The sequence below is a fragment of the Kitasatospora paranensis genome (assembly GCF_039544005.1).
GTDB classification, from domain to species: Bacteria; Actinomycetota; Actinomycetes; order Streptomycetales; family Streptomycetaceae; genus Kitasatospora; species Kitasatospora paranensis.
In genome coordinates this window covers 1112008-1127970 of record NZ_BAABKV010000001.1, presented here as the reverse complement: position 1 = coordinate 1127970, position 15963 = coordinate 1112008, and the positions used below count along the sequence as shown (strand labels likewise).

General features: G+C 74.1%; 14 protein-coding genes and 2 pseudogenes. 10 read left to right on the top strand and 6 right to left on the bottom strand.

The window, feature by feature from the left end; all coding sequences use genetic code 11:
* Positions 1–45: 45 nt before the first annotated feature.
* Positions 46–393 (top strand): hypothetical protein, encoded by a 348-nt coding sequence (locus ABEB13_RS05730; RefSeq protein WP_345704565.1) that lies wholly within the window; start codon positions 46–48, stop codon positions 391–393.
* A gap of 87 nt (positions 394–480) precedes the next feature.
* Positions 481–1277 (top strand): annotated as a pseudogene (locus tag ABEB13_RS05720) (DUF4184 family protein).
* A gap of 46 nt (positions 1278–1323) precedes the next feature.
* On the opposite strand, the gene ABEB13_RS05715 reads toward ABEB13_RS05720, so the two are convergent.
* A complete protein-coding gene (locus tag ABEB13_RS05715; protein ID WP_345704562.1) occupies positions 1324–1905 on the bottom strand; it encodes a hypothetical protein in 582 nt (193 codons plus the stop codon).
* Between the two features lie 199 nt (positions 1906–2104).
* On the opposite strand from ABEB13_RS05715, the gene ABEB13_RS05710 reads away from it, so the two are divergent.
* Both ABEB13_RS05710 and ABEB13_RS05705 read left to right on the top strand, forming a co-directional pair.
* Positions 2105–2338, top strand: coding sequence for a hypothetical protein (locus tag ABEB13_RS05710; protein WP_100891861.1), 234 nt, complete (start codon positions 2105–2107; stop codon positions 2336–2338).
* Between the two features lie 142 nt (positions 2339–2480).
* Positions 2481–3935, top strand: coding sequence for a hypothetical protein (locus tag ABEB13_RS05705; protein WP_345704561.1), 1455 nt, complete (start codon positions 2481–2483; stop codon positions 3933–3935).
* A gap of 210 nt (positions 3936–4145) precedes the next feature.
* On the opposite strand, the gene ABEB13_RS05700 is transcribed toward ABEB13_RS05705, so the two are convergent.
* The 3 genes from ABEB13_RS05700 to ABEB13_RS05695 form a co-directional block, all read right to left on the bottom strand.
* Complete coding sequence (locus ABEB13_RS05700; RefSeq protein WP_345704560.1) at positions 4146–6104, bottom strand: AMP-binding protein; 1959 nt, start codon at positions 6102–6104, stop codon at positions 4146–4148.
* 72 nt (positions 6105–6176) lie between these two features.
* Entirely contained in the window at positions 6177–6311 is a 135-nt protein-coding gene (locus tag ABEB13_RS41090) for a hypothetical protein (protein WP_380230604.1), read from the bottom strand.
* A gap of 15 nt (positions 6312–6326) precedes the next feature.
* The gene (locus ABEB13_RS05695) at positions 6327–6827 is read right to left on the bottom strand and encodes a PucR-like N-terminal domain-containing protein (protein ID WP_380230605.1); all 501 of its coding nucleotides are present in this window, start codon (positions 6825–6827) and stop codon (positions 6327–6329) included.
* 462 nt (positions 6828–7289) lie between these two features.
* Between ABEB13_RS05695 and ABEB13_RS05690 the strand changes: the two genes are divergently transcribed.
* Entirely contained in the window at positions 7290–7934 is a 645-nt protein-coding gene (locus ABEB13_RS05690) for an HNH endonuclease family protein (protein WP_345704559.1), read from the top strand.
* Positions 7935–8012: 78 nt separating this feature from the next.
* Here the strand turns inward: ABEB13_RS05690 and ABEB13_RS05685 are convergent, their stop codons facing one another.
* Positions 8013–8501 (bottom strand): glutathione peroxidase, encoded by a 489-nt coding sequence (locus ABEB13_RS05685; RefSeq protein WP_345704558.1) that lies wholly within the window; start codon positions 8499–8501, stop codon positions 8013–8015.
* A 182-nt stretch (positions 8502–8683) separates the two neighbouring features.
* Between ABEB13_RS05685 and ABEB13_RS05680 the strand changes: the two are divergent.
* Positions 8684–9405 (top strand): annotated as a pseudogene (locus ABEB13_RS05680) (flavodoxin family protein).
* A gap of 51 nt (positions 9406–9456) precedes the next feature.
* Here the strand turns inward: ABEB13_RS05680 and ABEB13_RS05675 are convergent.
* The gene (locus tag ABEB13_RS05675) at positions 9457–10362 is read right to left on the bottom strand and encodes an arginase family protein (protein WP_345704557.1); all 906 of its coding nucleotides are present in this window, start codon (positions 10360–10362) and stop codon (positions 9457–9459) included.
* A gap of 335 nt (positions 10363–10697) precedes the next feature.
* On the opposite strand from ABEB13_RS05675, the gene ABEB13_RS05670 reads away from it, so the two are divergent.
* The 4 genes from ABEB13_RS05670 (at position 10698) to ABEB13_RS05655 (ending at position 15814) form a co-directional block, all read left to right on the top strand.
* The gene (locus ABEB13_RS05670; protein WP_345704556.1) at positions 10698–10922 is read left to right on the top strand and encodes a hypothetical protein; all 225 of its coding nucleotides are present in this window, start codon (positions 10698–10700) and stop codon (positions 10920–10922) included.
* Between the two features lie 218 nt (positions 10923–11140).
* Complete coding sequence (locus ABEB13_RS05665; RefSeq protein WP_345704555.1) at positions 11141–11944, top strand: glycerophosphodiester phosphodiesterase family protein; 804 nt, start codon at positions 11141–11143, stop codon at positions 11942–11944.
* Positions 11941–13332 (top strand): MFS transporter, encoded by a 1392-nt coding sequence (locus ABEB13_RS05660; protein WP_345704554.1) that lies wholly within the window; start codon positions 11941–11943, stop codon positions 13330–13332. The genes ABEB13_RS05665 and ABEB13_RS05660 overlap by 4 nt, the downstream gene beginning before the upstream one ends.
* A gap of 100 nt (positions 13333–13432) precedes the next feature.
* Complete coding sequence (locus ABEB13_RS05655; RefSeq protein ID WP_345704553.1) at positions 13433–15814, top strand: FHA domain-containing protein; 2382 nt, start codon at positions 13433–13435, stop codon at positions 15812–15814.
* The last annotated feature ends 149 nt before the right edge of the window (positions 15815–15963 follow it).

Sequence of the window (15963 nt, the reverse complement as noted above, 5' to 3'; positions counted from 1 at the left end):
GCCGGCGTCCTCCGCCTCCCGGACGGGTCGTGGTGGGACTGGGAGGTGATCGGTTGGGACGCCGTCGCCTTCCGGCTCGCCGCCGGGTACGACCTCTGCTACCACCACGGTCTGGAGCTCGTCTTCGCCGACCCGGCGTACGTGGCCTGTCCGACGGCCTTCCAGGACCCGGTGTTCCGCGCACCGACCCCCGAGGAGGCCGCGGCGGTCGCACGCCGGCTCGGCGGGACCCCTCCCGTCCTGGTCGCCTTCGAGGCCGACGCGGGCGGCCCGCAGCCCGTGACCTGCCTGATCGCCGCCGCCACGCTCGACGTCGTCACCGGGACGGTCCTCCGCCACCGGCCGGAGCGCCTCGCGCCGGGCGAGCGCGTGACGGAGCGAGTGGCCCCGTGACGGTGGCCGGGCGGCGGCGCCGCGGTGCCCCCCGCGGGCGCCGGGCCCGCCGCGGCCGGTGCCGCCCGCCGCCCGTAGAGTGGCTCGATGCCCTTCACGTTCAGTCACCCCTTGGCCGTCCTGCCCTTCTTGGACCGGGGCCGGGCCCGCGGGCCGCTGGTGGCCTCGGCGCTGGTCTGCGGCGCGATGGCGCCCGACCTGCCGTACTTCGCGGGGAGTTCGCCCTCGGCGACGCCACCCACGCCTGGTGGGGCGTGCTCACCGTCGACATCGTGATCACGGCCGCGCTGGTGGCCGTGTGGCATCTGCTGCTGAGGGCCCCGCTGGTGGCGCTGCTGCCCGTCCGCTGGGCACGCGCCGCCGAGCTCCTGACGGCGCCTCGGGCCGACCGCCCGCTGCGGCCACGGCCGTCGGAGGCAGGCTGGTTCGCGCTCTCCGCGGCGATCGGGGCCGCCACCCACGTCGGCTGGGACGGCTTCACCCACCCCGGCCGGTTCGGCAGCCGGCTGATCCCGGCGCTGCAGACCGTGTCCGTCCTCGGGCGGCCGCTCTACGCGGCGCTCCAGTACGGGTCGTCGGCCGTCGCACTGGTGCTGCTGGCCCGCTACCTGCTGCGGGAGCTGCGCAGGGCGGCGGCGGCCGGCGGCCGCCCGTGCGCCATGAGGCTGGAGGCGGGCCGCCGCCGGCTCGTGCTGCTCGCGACCGGGCTGGCCGCGGTGGCCGGCGCCGGCTACCGGGTCGCCCGCCTGCAGCAGCCCGGCGAGACCCTGCTGGATCTGGTGCCGACCTCGGCGTTCGGCTCCATCGCCGGGGCCGGCACGGCCCTGCTCCTCTACGCCCTGCTGTCGGCGCGCCGGGCCCGGGAAGCGGCCGGCCGCCCGTAGCGGGCGCGGCCCGGCCCTTCCCCGCTCCGCCCGCAGCGCGATCGCCTCAGCCGCCGTACAGGCTCCGGCAGGCCCGGGCCTGCGCCGAACCGGGCAGCCACTGCCCCTGCCGCTCCGCCGCCGCGCACACCTTGAGTCCGGTCAGCGGCGGGACGGTCACCGGGCGGGTGCCGTGACCGGAGCCCGAACCGCGCGCCGTCCGGACCGGGGCCGGCCGCACGGGGCGCCGGGATGGCGCCGTGGCCGGCCCGTCGGCGTCGGCCGGGTCCGAGCCGTCCGACGGGGACGCGTCCGGAACGGCCGCCGCGTCCGGGCCCGGCGTGCCCGCCGACGCCACGGGCGGCGCCGCGCTGCCGGACGCCGCACCGGGGGACGGGTGGGCCGGGCGGAGCCGCTCCGTCGGGGTCGGGGAGGCGACGGCCGTCAGCGCCCCGTCGTCACCACCGGACGGCCCGCAGGTGACCAGTGCCGCGGCGAGCACCATCAGGACCCCGCCCAGCGCGGCCGCCGTCGTCCCGGCCGCCCGGCGGGGCCGGGGCGCCGGAGCCGGTGCGGCCGGCGGTGGCACCGCCTCGCCGGTCGGCTGCTCCCATTCGTACCGCCACGGCGGCTCCCACCGTTCGTCCATGCCCGACCTCCCGTGCGTGTGGTGCGTCCTGCCCAACGAGCGGGCGGGCCGCCGCGGAACGGGCTCGGCCGCTGGTCGTACCGCGTGTCGGCGCCCGGCGGCGGCTGACCGGCGCCGCGTTGCGCCGAACCGTTTCTCCCGCCCGCCGGGTGGGCGTGGTGCGCGTGCGCAGGCTCCCGGTGCGGACGATGCTGGGGGCATGAACAGCAACAGCAGCACGACCGAGCCCATGGTCGAGGTCGCCGAGTTCCGTACCGACAGCCGTTACCGCCTCGTCCACTTCAAGGGAGGCGGCTGGAAGCCGCTCGCCCCGGAGGAGTTCGAACCGGAGATCAAGCACCTCTTCCCCGACCTCGACCCGCACGATCCCCAGCTCGTCCAGTGGGCGGACCGCCCGTGGGAGTGGCCCAGCTGGCACCCGGGCGAGGCCTGACACCTCCGCACCCCTCATCGGTCCGGCGCCGGGGTCCGCTCCGCGGCGCCGGCCGCCCGTGTGCCGATCCGCCGGATCCCGCCCGGCCGCCCGCCGGCACGCCGTACGCTCGGCGGGTGAACCGAACCGCCTGGCAGGAGGCGTGGACGGGCGGCCGCCGCGCCGTCCACATCGGCGACGTGGCGGACTTCAACGCCCAGTTCGTCCCGCAGCCCCCGCCGCCCGGCAGCAGGCCCACCACTACTCCTGCCTCGCGGCGTTCTACACCCCGCACCCGGCCGCCCTGCTCCTCCCCGACCAGCCGGACGGCGACTGGAGTGGCTGGCTCGCCGAGGACCTGGCCTGGGGCGCCGTCGAACTGCACACCGGTCTCGCCGGCCCCACCGGAACCGTCCGCGCGGCGCTCGCCGCCCGCCCCGCCCTGCGCGACCGCCTGACCGAGCTCGCCCTGCCCGTCCGGCCGTGGGGCTGCACCGCCGGGCCCGGCCTGGACGCCGTCCGGCGCTACGAGTCCAAGGCCGCCTCGCACCGGCTCTTCACCCGGCTCGCCCCCGCCCACCCCGGCATCCGGGTGCCCCGGCAGGAGGCCGCCGACGGCCCCCGCCGGGCCGCCCGCCTGCTCGCCGCCCGGGCCCGCCGCGGAGAGACCACCGTCCTGAAGGCCCACCACGGCGTCGGCGGGTACGGGACGGTCGTCGTCACCCCGTGGGAGGTCGCGGCGGCCGGCGGCGCCCGTGCCCTGCTGCGCGGCCTGACCGCCGCCGGCCTGCTGCCCGACGGCGCCCCGCTGATCGAGGAGTACGTGCCGGGGCGGGGCCGGCTGCGCAACCTCACCTTCGACGCGGTCGTCGCCGAGGACGGCAGCGTCCATCCGGTCGGCACCGCCCTGATGCACGTGGACGGCACCGCCTACCGGGGTGCCACGGTGGGGCCCGCGGCCGGCCCGGGCGGCCCCGTGCCGGCCGGGACGGCCGCCACCGCCGAGGCGTTCGGCCTCGCGGTCGGCGCCGAGCTGGCCGCGGCGGGCCACCGCGGCTGGTACGACGTGGACTTCGTCACCGACCCGGCCGGCCGGCTCGCCCCGACCGAGGCCAACCTCCGGCTGACCGGCCCTGCCGTGGCGTTCATGCTGCAGGCCCGGCTGGACGCCGTGCACGGGCCGGGCCACCTCGTCCGGACCTTGGACCGGATGCCGCTCGGCGCCCGGCTCCCGCAGCAGGCCCTGCTCGGACACCTGCGCGAACTCGCCGAGCGCTGCGCCCGGTTCGGCACCCGGCTGCTGCCGACCATCCCGACCGCCGGCGACGACGGGTTCCCCACCGCGGGCATCGCGCTCGCCGCCCGGGACGGCGACGCCCTGGACGCCGCCGAGGCGGTGGTGCACGCTGCGAACGCCGGGCTGGCCGACGCGTTCGCCGCCCTCCCGGATCCCGGCATCGCGGACCGGCCGGGCCACGACGGCCCGCCCCGGTTCAGCGCTTCGCTGCTGCCGCTCCCGGCCGGCCGGCCTTGGCCGCGGGGCCGTCGGGGCCGGTGGCCCGCACCGGTCGGCGGGCCAGGAACACCAGCACCACCAGCGCCGCCACGATCAGGGTGACGTTGTAGCCGTAGACCAGCCCGGCCTGCGCGGGCCAGTCGTGCGGCCGGGACACCCGGTAGGCGTTGTCCTGCGGCCACCAGGCCGCCAGCAGCCAGGCGACGGCGACCCGGGCGAGCCCGGTGACCACCGGCCCGCGGCCCTGGCGGGCCATCAGCGGGCCGCCCAGGACCAGGAACGTCACGCCGAAGCCGAACGCCACCACCTCGATCAGGTAGAGCCCCTCGAACATCGACGCCCACGGCTCCGGCACCGGGCCGAGGTCGGTGGAGCCGGGCCAGAGGGTGTCGGTGAAAGCGCTCGCCAGCACGGTGACCAGCAGGGTGACCGCGACCCAGACGCAGCCGCCGGCACCCTGCGTGGCTCCGGCGGCCCGTCCGCCGCCGCCCTTTCCGGAGGGCGGGGCCGTCTTGCCGGGCCGGGGCGGCCCGTCCGCCGCGTCACGCGGGGCCGGCAGCGGCAGTGCACCGCGGTCGACCTTGCCGGCCCGGGTGCGGGGGAGCGACGGCAGCGGGACGACCGCGTCCGGGAGCAGCGGCTCGGGCAGCCGTTCCGCGAGGTAGGCGCGGACGGCCGCGGCCTCGGGGCGGCGCCGTCGGCGCCGACCAGATAGGCGACCAGGTGGGCGACGGGTGCGCGGTGCCGTCCGCCGCGCCGTCCGCCGCGCCGTCCGTCGGGCGGTGCGGTGACGGCGTTGACCGCGCACTCGCGGACCTCGGGGTGACCGCGCAGCACCGCCTCGACGCGGGCCGCGGTCACCTCGGCCGACTCGGTGTCGCCCTCGCCCGCCTGTGTCCCGGGCGCGCCGGCGCTCCCCGCCCGGCCGATGTACTCCAGGACGCCGTCGGGGCGCAGGCGACCGAGGTCGCCCGTCCGGTAGAGGCGGCCGTCCGGGTCGAGGTCGGTGGGGGTGAAGCGGGCCGCCGTCAGGTCGGGCAGCGCGGGGTATCCGGGCCCGACTCCCGGGCCGGCCAGGCAGATCTCGCCCGGCACGCCGTCCGGGACGGGCCGGCCGGCCGCATCCAGCAGGTGGACCCGGTTCCCGGGGAACGGGACGCCGATCAGCGAGATCCGCTCCGGGTGCTCGGGGACGTCCCCCAGCGTGGCCGGGTCGAAGTAGGTGCTGTCGACGGCGGCTTCGGCGACCCCGTAGACGTTGATCACCCGGACACCGGGGCCGAGGTAGCCCTGCAGGCGCAGGTGTTCGTCGAGGTACCACTTCTCGGCGCCCACCGTGAGCAGCCGCAGGCCGCCGAGCTCCAGGCCGCGGGGCTGCAGATGGTCGAGCAGCCGCCTGGCGGTGTGCACGTTGGTCTCCATGACGGTGATCCGCTCGTCCAGCACCAGCCGGTGGAGTTCGGAGAGTTCGGCCGTCCGGTCGAGGGTGAAGTTGCGGCGGGCCAGCACCAGGGTGCCGCCGGTGCACAGCGCGCGGACGACGTCGGCGGTGAACACGTCGAACTCCAGGGTGGCCGTCTGGAGGAACCGGTCGGCTGCGGTCAGCCCGTACACCTCGCACCAACCGCGGTGCGAGTGCAGCAGGTTGCGGTGTTCGACCAGAGTGGCCTTGGGCAGCCCGGTCGACCCGGAGGTGGTGAAGAGGCAGGCCGCGGCGTCCGGGGGCAGCACGACGTCGAGCGGAGCGCTGTCCTCGGCGGCCGTCTCCGCGGCGGCGGTGTCCAGACAGAGCACCGCCCGCTCGCCGCAGTCGGCCAGCCGCACCCGGTGCGCCTCCTCGGTGACGATCACCGAGGGCCGGGCCGCCGCCATGGCATGACGGACCGTCAGATCAGGTCCGGAGGGCTCGACCGGCAGGTAGGCGGCGCCCGTCTTGAGCACGGCGAGGACGGCGACGACGAGTTCGGTGTCGCGGCCGAGTGCGATGGCGGCGAGCCTGCCCGGCCCCAGGCCGAGCCGGTTCAGGTGGCGCGCGAGCCGGTTCGCCCGGGCGTCCAACTCCCCGTAACTGAGCCGTACTCCACCACAGACCACGGCCGGTGCGTCCGGCGCGAGCGCCGCCAGCCGCTCGAACAGGCCGTGGACGGTCTGTGCCTCCCCTGCATCGGGCCACCCCTCCGTCGTGGCGGTGCGCCCCCGCGCCCGCCCGTACTGACAGTGTGCAGGCAGTACGGCTGAGTGACGAGCGGGGGAGTCGGGGTAGTTGCACACCTGTCACCGCATCGGGACCTTTTACTGACGCTCCGTCAGTCCCTTCCGCCTCCGGCGGGCGGCGGCGGCACATCACGGACCTGCGGCGTCGTCCTTCCGGGAGCGCTCGGAGCGGGCCAGGTGCAGCGCGCGCAGCGCCACCTCGGTGGCGAACCGGCTCTCCGGGTAAGAGAGTTGCGGACCGAAGATGCGTTCGAGCAGTCGCATGCGGTAGCGGACGGTCTACGGGTGCACGCCGAGGATCCGGGCGATCTCCGCGGCCGTGCCGCGGGTGGTGGGCCAGACCCGCAGGGTGTCGGTCAGCCGGTGGTGCTGGATCGGCGTCATCCCGGCCGGCGCGGAGAGGTACCGGCTGGTCATCCGGCGGACGAGAGTGGGGTCGCCGAGGAGCCAGAGCCGCACGAGATGGTCGTCGCAGTGCGCGATCGAGCGCTCGGGGGCGACGCCGGTCTCGGTCGCGAGCAGGTGCCGGGCCCGGCGCAGGGCGACCTGGCAGCCGGGCCGGTATGCGTCCTGCAGCATGTCCAGGCTGCGGCCCTCGTAGGCCTCGAAGCGGCCGAAGCGGCGGTACATGTCGTCGCGCAGGGCGGTGGTCGCGGTCGGGGCGGCGAGGTCGACGAAGGTGGCGACGTTCTGCTTGATGCCCATTCTGATCAGCCGGGCGTTCGGGCCGTCGAGCAGCTCCCGGTACTCGGGGATCGCGGCGACGATCTCGGTGGCCATCTCCTTGAGCAGACTGGGTAGTTCGGGCCGCGGATGGCGGCGGGCTCGCCGCGGAGCGGCCCGACCCCGCGCGGGGGGGGGGCGACCGCGTGCGGTCAATTCCTCGGTGGTTCAACGAAGATGGACCACGAGCGGCATCCGGCGCAGCACCGCCCGTACACGATTTCCCGGGCCGGTGCAGAGGGCTCCGGCCGCGGACGGTGGCAGATCGAGGCCATCGACACCCTGGGCCGGTGACGTTCCGTCGTCGCTGACGGTGCTTCAACTCCGTCCCCGGCGAACCGGCGACGGCGATCTGTGGCCGCTCCGCGCCGCCGGTGTGCGCAAGCCGCGGGCGGGCCCCGCAAAGAATTAACCTCCCGGGTCTACCCGCGTAAACTCCCCGGCCCCCATGCTGGTTGACCGTCCGGGCCGTATGCCGCCCGGGCGGTCCCGCGCTTCCCGCACCCCTTGGAGTCACGCATGCCCTGGATACGTCCGCTGCGCCGTGCCGCCGCCACCCTCGGCGCCACCGCGATCGCTGCGACCGCCCTGCTCACCGGCGCCGGTACGGCCGAGGCCGCCCTGCCCACCCCGGTCTCCGCCGCGACGGCCAAGACCTACCTGGCCTCGCTGACCGTCGCGGCCGACTCCCACACCTCGACCTACGACCGCAGCCTGTTCCCGCCCTGGATCACCATCTCGGGCACCTGCAACACCCGCGAGACGATCATCAAGCGGGACGGCACCAACGTCGTCGTCGACTCCGCCTGTACCGCCACCAGCGGCAACTGGTCCTCCCCGTACGACGGCGTCACCACCACCAGTGCCTCCAGCTTCGACATCGACCACCTGGTGCCGCTCGCCGAGGCGTGGCGCTCGGGCGCGTGGGCGTGGACGACCGCCCAGCGCCAGGCCTTCGCCAACGATGTCACCCGTCCGCAGCTGCTGGCCGTCTCCGCCAGCTCGAACCGCTCCAAGGGCGACCAGGACCCGACCACCCGGCTGCCGCAGGCCTCCTACCAGTGCACCTACGTCCGCGCCTGGGTGCAGGTGAAGTACTACTACGGTCTCGCGGTCGACAGCGCCGAGAAGTCGAAGCTCAGCAGTGTCCTGAACGGCTGCTGACGCCCGACACGCAGCACGCCGGCCGCACCCCGGGGGTGCGGCCGGCGTGCGGTGGCCACCGGAGCGGCGCCGGACGGGTCAGGCCGGCAGTTGCGCCTCGACGGCGGCGACGATCTCGTCGGCCTCCGGCTCGGTGCGCGGACGGAAGCGGCCCACCACGGAGCCGTCGGGGGCGACCAGGAACTTCTCGAAGTTCCACTGCACGTCGCCCGCGGTGCCCTCGGCATCGGCGGTTTCGGTCAGCCGCTGGTACAGCGGGTGCCGGTCGTCACCGTTCACGTCGATCTTCTCGAAGAGCGGGAAGGAGACGCCGTAGGTGGTGGAACAGAAGGTCTGGATCTCCTCGGCCGTACCCGGCTCCTGGCCCATGAACTGGTTGCAGGGGAAGCCGAGCACGGTGAAGCCGCGGGCCGCGTAGCGCTCCTGGAGGCGCTCCAGACCGGCGTACTGCGGGGTCAGGCCGCACTTCGAGGCCACATTGACCAGCAGCAGGGCCTTGCCCTTGTGGTCGCCGAGCGACGTCGGCTCGCCGGACAGGGTGCGCAGGGGGATGTCGTACAGGCTCAACGGAGGGTCCCTTCGGGGGCGGCAGAGGCTTCTGGTGCTCCGCAGCCGTCAACGCGGGCCTGCCCCGCGATGTTCCCCGAGGTCGGAACGGGTGCAGATCGAAGGGAGAGGCGGCGCGCGGGAGCCACCCGATCGGCGCAGGGTGCTGGCCCGCGCCGGTCGGCTGTGCTGTCCTGACCGGCATGAGCAACCAGGACGCGGGCCCCCGCTACGACGACCTCCGGGCGATCTTCCTGAACTGCACCCTCAAGCGGTCGCCGGAGCGGAGCCACACCCAGGGACTGATCGACGTCAGCCGCGCGATCATGGAGCGCCAGGGCGTCGCCGTGGACGTCGTCCGGGCCGTGGACCACGACCTGGCCACCGGCGTCTGGCCCGACATGACCGAGCACGGCTGGGAGACCGACGAGTGGCCCGTCCTCTACAGCCAGGTGATGGCGGCGGACATCCTCGTCGTGGCCGGCCCGATCTGGCTGGGGGACAACGGCTCGGTCACCAAGCACGTGATCGAGCGCCTCTACGCCTGCTCGTCGATCCTCAACGAGCGTGGGCAGTACGCCTACTACGGCCGGGTCGGCGGCTGCCTGATCACCGGCAACGAGGACGGCATCAAGCACTGCGCGATGAACGTCCTCTACAGCCTGCAGCACCTCGGCTACACGATCCCGCCGCAGGCCGACGCGGGCTGGATCGGCGAGGCGGGCCCCGGCCCGTCCTACCTGGACCCGGGCTCCGGTGGCCCGGAGAACGAGTTCACCAACCGCAACACCACCTTCATGACCTGGAACCTGCTCCACCTCGCCCGGATGCTCAAGGACGCCGGCGGCGTCCCGCCCACGGCAACCAGCGCTCCGAGTGGGACGCCGGCTGCCGCTTCGACTTCGAGAACCCCGAGCACCGCTGAGGACGCGGACACGCCTGAGCCGGTAGGTCCGCCGGCGCTCACGACCGCGGTTCACGGGGTCGCGCGCAGGGCGTGCTGAACGCTCGCGAGGAACCGGTCGAGGACGGCGGGGTATCCGGCGGCGCGGGAAGGGTTGAGCTCGCCGATCGAGAGCGCTCGGAAGCGCGGGTCCCGGCAGGCGGTGTCCAGTGCCTCGGACACGGCGTCGAGGGTGGGGCCGACGTTGCGGCCGTCCGTGCTCTCGGCGAGCGGCGCGTCGGTGAAGTCCAGGACGTCGACGTCGAGGTGCACGGCCAGGGGACCGGGCGGGAGCGTACCGAGAGCCCGCGTCACCTCGGCGCCCGGCGCCTCGGCGAGGTCGGTGTTCGAGCCCCAGCGCAGGCCCAGGCGTTCTGCCTGCTCGCGTTCCCAGGAGGTGGCGGCCTCGGGGTCGATGCCGAGGAGGTGGAGCCGGTCCGGGGTGAGCAGCGGGCGGCGCCCGAAGGCGGCCGTCAGCGGCTCCGCGGCCCCGGGCAGGTCCAGTCCGTGGGCGAGCCCCATCCAGTCGAAGGCGCCCTCGCGGGTGCTCGCGGGTGTGTTGAGATCGAAGTGCCGGTCGAGGTAGAGCAGGCCGGCGTCCGGTTCGTGTGCCGTGAGCGCTGACATCAGGCCCAGTGCGACGGTGCAGTTGCCGCCGATGACCAGGACGTCCGCGTCCTCCTCCAGGGCCCCGGCGACATGGTCGGCGACCGCCCGGACGGATCGGACCACTGCATCGAGGTTCTGGGCCCGCGGGTGCTGCGGGTCCGGCGCCCACACGTGCAGCGGCCCGTCCCCGGCGTCCCGGACCCGGCGGCCCGCCGCCCGCAGGCGATCGATCAGGCCCAGCTCACGCAGCACGCCCGGCGCCGCCTCCTGGCCGGGTGCGTAGCTGCCTGCGCTGCTCGGCGCGCCCACCACAACGAGATCCCGTCGCATCCACCCATCATTGCCGTCGGCCCGGATGGCCGCGAGCGGGCCGCGCATGAGGGTCGGCAGGGGGAAGGACGATGCCGCACGGCGGAGAGGGGCCGAGCCCCTCGGCTGCGGCGAAGGCCGGTTGACGTCCCCGCTACGCTCGGGGCTCTTCGACCGACCGATCATTCGACCGACCGATCAGGAGTCCTGCCGATGAGGATGGCCCGACTTCGTGGGCTGTGTGGTGCGGGCGTGTTCCGGCGAGGAGCGGGGCTCCTCGTGCTGACGGCCGTCGTCGCGGGGGTGCGGCCGGGTGCGGGCCGAACACGGACGCCTACGTCGACCTGCAGAACGCGATGAAGTCGCACCTGACCGATGTGGACCGCCGACCGGTCACCTCGGTGTCCTGCACCCCGCACGTCCACGGCACGACGCGCGGTGACACCGCCCACCTGCGCTGTTCGGTGGTCTTCGACGACGGGACGTCCTACACGGCCGACGCGCAGATCAAGAACCAGAACTCCGGCGGACGGCACAACATGCCAGACCTCTACAGCTGGGACAGCCCACCCCCGAAGTGAGCGGCCCCCGTTCCCCGAGGAGCAAGCGCGGTGCGGCGCCGGCCTCCTGACGCCGGTCGACAAGGTCCGCTCCCGATCCCGGCTCGGCCTCCGCACGTTACTGCTTGACACAATGCGTCATGCTGTAACGTGCGCAGTCCGAGACGCCGTCGGAGTGGGCAGCACCGACCGGCCCCGCAGGCCCGTCCGGTACCACGCCCTGCGACGCGGAGGACGACATGCACCCCTTCCTCGACCAACCCGGGCCGCTCGCCTTCGCGCACCGGGGCGGTGACCTCGGCCATCCCGAGAACTCGTTCGCCGCCTTCGCGGCTGCCGTCGCCCTGGGGTACCGCTACCTGGAGACGGACGTGCACGCCACGCGTGACGGTGTGCTCGTGGCATTCCACGACTCCCGCCTCGACCGGGTCACCGACCGGACCGGGGCCGTGGCCGACCTGACCTGGGAGACCGTCGGCCGGGCCCGGATCGGTGGCACCGAGCCCGTACCGCTGCTGGAGGACCTGCTCGACGCGTTCCCCGGTGCCCGCTTCAACGTCGACGTCAAGGCGGCGCCGGCCGTCGGGCCGCTCGTCGAGGCGATCCGCCGGACCAACGCCTGGGACCGGGTCTGCGTCGGCGGTTTCTCGGACAGCCGCCTCGCCGCAGTCCGTGCCGGCGCCGGCTCCCGCCTCGCCACCTCGCTCGGCCCGCGCGAGGTGGCCCGACTGCGGCTGCTCTCGTTGGCCGGGCCGGTGCTGAGCGGGCGCAGGGCGGCGTTCGCCGGGGTGTGCGCGCAGGTGCCGGAACGGCACCGGGGCGTGCGGGTCGTCGACCGGGCCTTCGTCCGCGCCGCCCACCGCCTCGGTCTGCAGGTGCACGTCTGGACGGTGGACGATCCCGCACGGATCAGGGCTCTCCTCGACCTCGGCGTGGATGGCATCATGGCCGATCGCATAGACGTCCTGCGGGACGTTCTCGCCGAGCGCGGGTGCTGGAGCGACGGCGGCACCAACTCCGTTACTGCGATGGGAGCCCCATGAACACCGCGGCCCACCTGCCGGATCACGTGCCGGACGACCTGGCCACTGCGGCCGACGGCCGCGCTCTGCGCCGGATGCAGTTCGGCTGGTACGTCAACGACTGGGCCAACGCCGCCTTCTCGGCCACCGTCCTGACGGTCTTCCTCGGGCCGTACCTGACCTCCGTCGCACGGAACGCCGCCGACGCCTCCGGCGACGTGCACCCGCTCGGCCTCGCGATCCCCGCGGGATCGTTCTTCCCGTACACGGTCTCCTTCTCCGTGCTGGTGTCGGTCGCCGTGATGCTGCTGACCGGCACGGTCGCGGACCGCACCGGGCGGCACAAGGAGCTGATGTGCGGCTTCGCCTATGTCGGCGCCTTCGCCACCATGGGGATGTTCTTCCTCGGCGGCGACCGCTACCTGCTCGGCGGGGCACTGCTGGTGGTCGCCAACATCGCCTACGCGGTGTCGGTCGCACTCTCCTACGCCTACCTTCCGGGCCTGGCCGCCCCCGACGAGCGTGACGCGGTCTCCTCCAAGGGGTGGGCCTACGGTTACGCGGGCGGCGGACTGCTGCTGATCGCCAACCTGGCACTGTTCGAGGGCCACGACGCGCTCGGCCTGTCCTCGGGCACCGCGGTGCGGATCTGCCTGGCCTCGGCCGGCCTGTGGTGGGCGCTCTTCACGATCGCCCCGATGCTGCGGCTGCCGTCCCGGGCCGGCGTGGCCCCGGACCGTGCCGCGGCGGTGCCCGGCCGGCCCGCCGCCGGCAGCCTGCGCGAACTCGCCCGCACGCTGCGCGGCATGCGCGAGTACCCGCTGACCCTGCTCTTTCTGGGTGCCTTCCTCTGCTACAACGACGGCATCCAGACCGTCGTCTCCCAAGCCTCGCTCTACGGCAGCGAGGAACTCGGCATGGACCAGACCTCGTTGGTCGCAGCGGTGCTGCTCGTCCAGATCGTGGCGATCGGCGGCGCACTGCTCCTGGGCCGGATCGCCCGCCGGTACGGCGCCAAGCGGACCGTCCTCGGCTCCCTGGTCGGCTGGGTGGTCACCCTCGCCCTCGGCTACCTCATGCCCGCCCACCGGCCCGCCTGGTTCTTCGCCCTGGCCTGCATGATCGGCCTGGTGCTCGGCGGCAGCCAGGCGCTCTCCCGCTCGCTGTTCTCCCATCTCATCCCGGCCGGCAAGGAGGCCGAGTACTTCAGCGTCTACAAGGTCAGCGACCGCGGCACCAGTTGGATGGGCCCGCTGGTCTTCGGTCTCGCGTACCAGATCACCGGCAGCTACCGCTCCGCGATCATCTCCCTGCTGGTGTTCTTCGTGATCGGCTTCGCCGTGCTGGTCAAGGTCCCCGTCCGCCGTGCCGTCGAGGCCGTCGGAAACCCCGTCCCCGAACGGTTGTGACAACCCGGCCCACGGCGCTCGGTGAGGTGGCGGCCGTGGCCGGAGGCGGTCGCGTGCCCACCGCGAGATCAATGACCGGAGAAGCCTTAGAATCCGAACTATGGGAGAGCGCCCGGGCGCGCCCACCGCGCCGCCACTGGTTCTCGTCACCGACACGGACTCGCAGCTGATCGATCCGTGCCGGGCCTACCACGTGGGCCGCGACCCCACCGGTGAGATCGTCCTCGACGACCCCCGGGTCTCCTGGCACCACGCCGTGCTGCGCGCCGCCGACGGCCACTGGCTGCTGGACGACGTCGGCAGCACCAACGGCACCTTCGCCGACGGACGCCGGATCCAGCACGAGGACATCGGCCCCGGCATGCGGCTGCGGTTCGGCAGCGCGGCCGACGGTCCGTCCGCGACCTTCGCCGACCTGCCCGTGCCGACCGACGGCCAGCGGACCTCGCTGCTCGCCCCGCAGAGCTCCAGCGTGTTCCGTCGGCCCACCACCGTGCTGCGGCTGCCCGGCCGGACGGTGCGGATCGGACGGGCCGGCGACAACGACCTCGTCCTCGACGACCTGGAGGTCTCCCGGCACCACGCCGAGCTCCGCATCCTGCCGGACGGCAGCCACGAGATCTTCGACCTGGCCAGCCACAACGGGACCTACGTCAACGGCCGCCCGGTGGTGCGGGCCCCGGTCGGCCCGGCCGACATCATCGGCATCGGCCACTCCGCCCTCTGCCTCTCCGGCGACGAGCTGGTCGAGTACACCGACACCGGCGAGGTCTCGCTCGACGTGCAGGGCCTTTTCGTCCGGGTCGGCCCGGACCGGCGGGTCCTGCTGGACGGCGTCGGCTTCCCGCTCGCCGAGAAGACGCTGGTCGCGGTGGCCGGCCCCAGCGGCGCCGGCAAGTCCACCCTGCTCAACGCGCTCACCGGGCTGCGCCCCGCCGACGAGGGCACCGTCCTCTACGACGGACGCGACCTCTACCGGGACTACGCCGAACTGCGGCGCCGGATCGGCCTGGTGCCGCAGGACGACATCCTGCACACCCAGCTGACCGTGCGCCGCGCGCTCTCCTACGCGGCCGAATTACGCTTCCCCGGTGACACGGCCAAGCACGAGCGGGCGGCCCGGGTCACCGAGGTGATCCGCGAACTCGGCCTGGACAGCCGGGCCGACCTGGTGATCTCCAGTCTCTCCGGCGGCCAGCGCAAACGCGTCAGCGTCGCCCTGGAACTGCTCACCAAGCCGTCGCTGCTCTTCCTCGACGAGCCGACCTCCGGTCTGGACCCGGGGATGGAGCGCTCGGTGATGCAGATGCTGCGAGGCCTCGCCGACGACGGCCGCACGGTGGTCGTGGTCACCCACAGCGTGCTCAGCCTGAACGTCTGCGACCGGCTGCTGGTGCTGGCCCCCGGCGGCCGGACCGCCTACTTCGGCCCGCCCGACGAGGCGCTGCCGTTCTTCGGCTACACCGAGTGGCCGGAGGCCTTCGAGGCCTTCGAGAGCGAGGACCACGCCACCTGGCAGCGCCGGTTCCGGGAGTCCCCGCAGTACCAGCAGTACGTGGCCGCCGGAGCCGCGTCGGCCGCACACCCCTGGCAGTCGGCCGCGCCGGGCGGCGGGGGCCCCGCCAGGACCCGGATCCGTCCGGAGCAGCCACAGGGCTGGTTCTCCCAACTGTCCACGCTGGTCCGCCGGTACACCTCGGTGCTGGCCGCCGACCGGCTCTTCCTGACCGTGATGATCGCCCTGCCGTTCGTCATCGGCGCGATGTGCCGGGCGATGGCCGGCTCGGCGATCTCCTCGGAGAACGCGATCAACGTCCTGCTCACGCTCTGCATCGGCGGCGTGCTCACCGGTTCCGCCAACGCGGTCCGCGAGGTGGTCAAGGAACGGCCGATCTATCAGCGCGAACGCGTGGTCGGCCTGTCCAGATCGGCCTACCTGGTCTCCAAGGTGGTGGTGCTCGGCACGGTCACGGTGGTGCAGTCGGCCCTGCTGACCGTGGTCGGTCTGGCGGGCGTCGACCTCAGCGCGAGCCTCCCGTCCGGACGGCGGGTGGAGAGCGGGGTGGTGCTGCCGCCGCTGGCCGAACTGGTCATCGCCGTCGCGTTGCTGTCGTTCGCCTCCATGATGCTCGGCCTGCTGGTCTCCGCACTCGTCCGCAAGGAGGAGGCGACCATGCCGATGCTGGTGCTCCTCGCGGTGGTGCAGATCGTGTTCTGCGGCGCCATGCTGAAGCTGCACGGGGTGCCCGGCCTTGAGCAGTTCGCCTGGCTGGTCCCGTCCCGCTGGGGTCTGGCCGCGATGGCCCAGACCATCGATCTGCACAAGGTCTTCCCGACCGGGATCACAGCCGACCCGCTGTTCCGGCCCGACCGCTCCCGCTGGCTGCGCTGCATGGTGATGCTGATCGCCCTCTCGGCGGCGCTGGGCGTCGCCGTCCTGGCCCTGCTGCGCCGACAGGAACCGGCGATCATGCGGAAGTAGCGGAACCGCACGCCGCGCTGCCGGGCCGCCGCGCCGCCGTCGTGCGGCGCCTCCCGCCGGCATCCCCCGGAACGACCCCTGGCCGCAGGCACGTCCGCGCGGCCTCATACGATCGTTTCGCATTCGTCGACTTCCCGGACGGGCGCTGC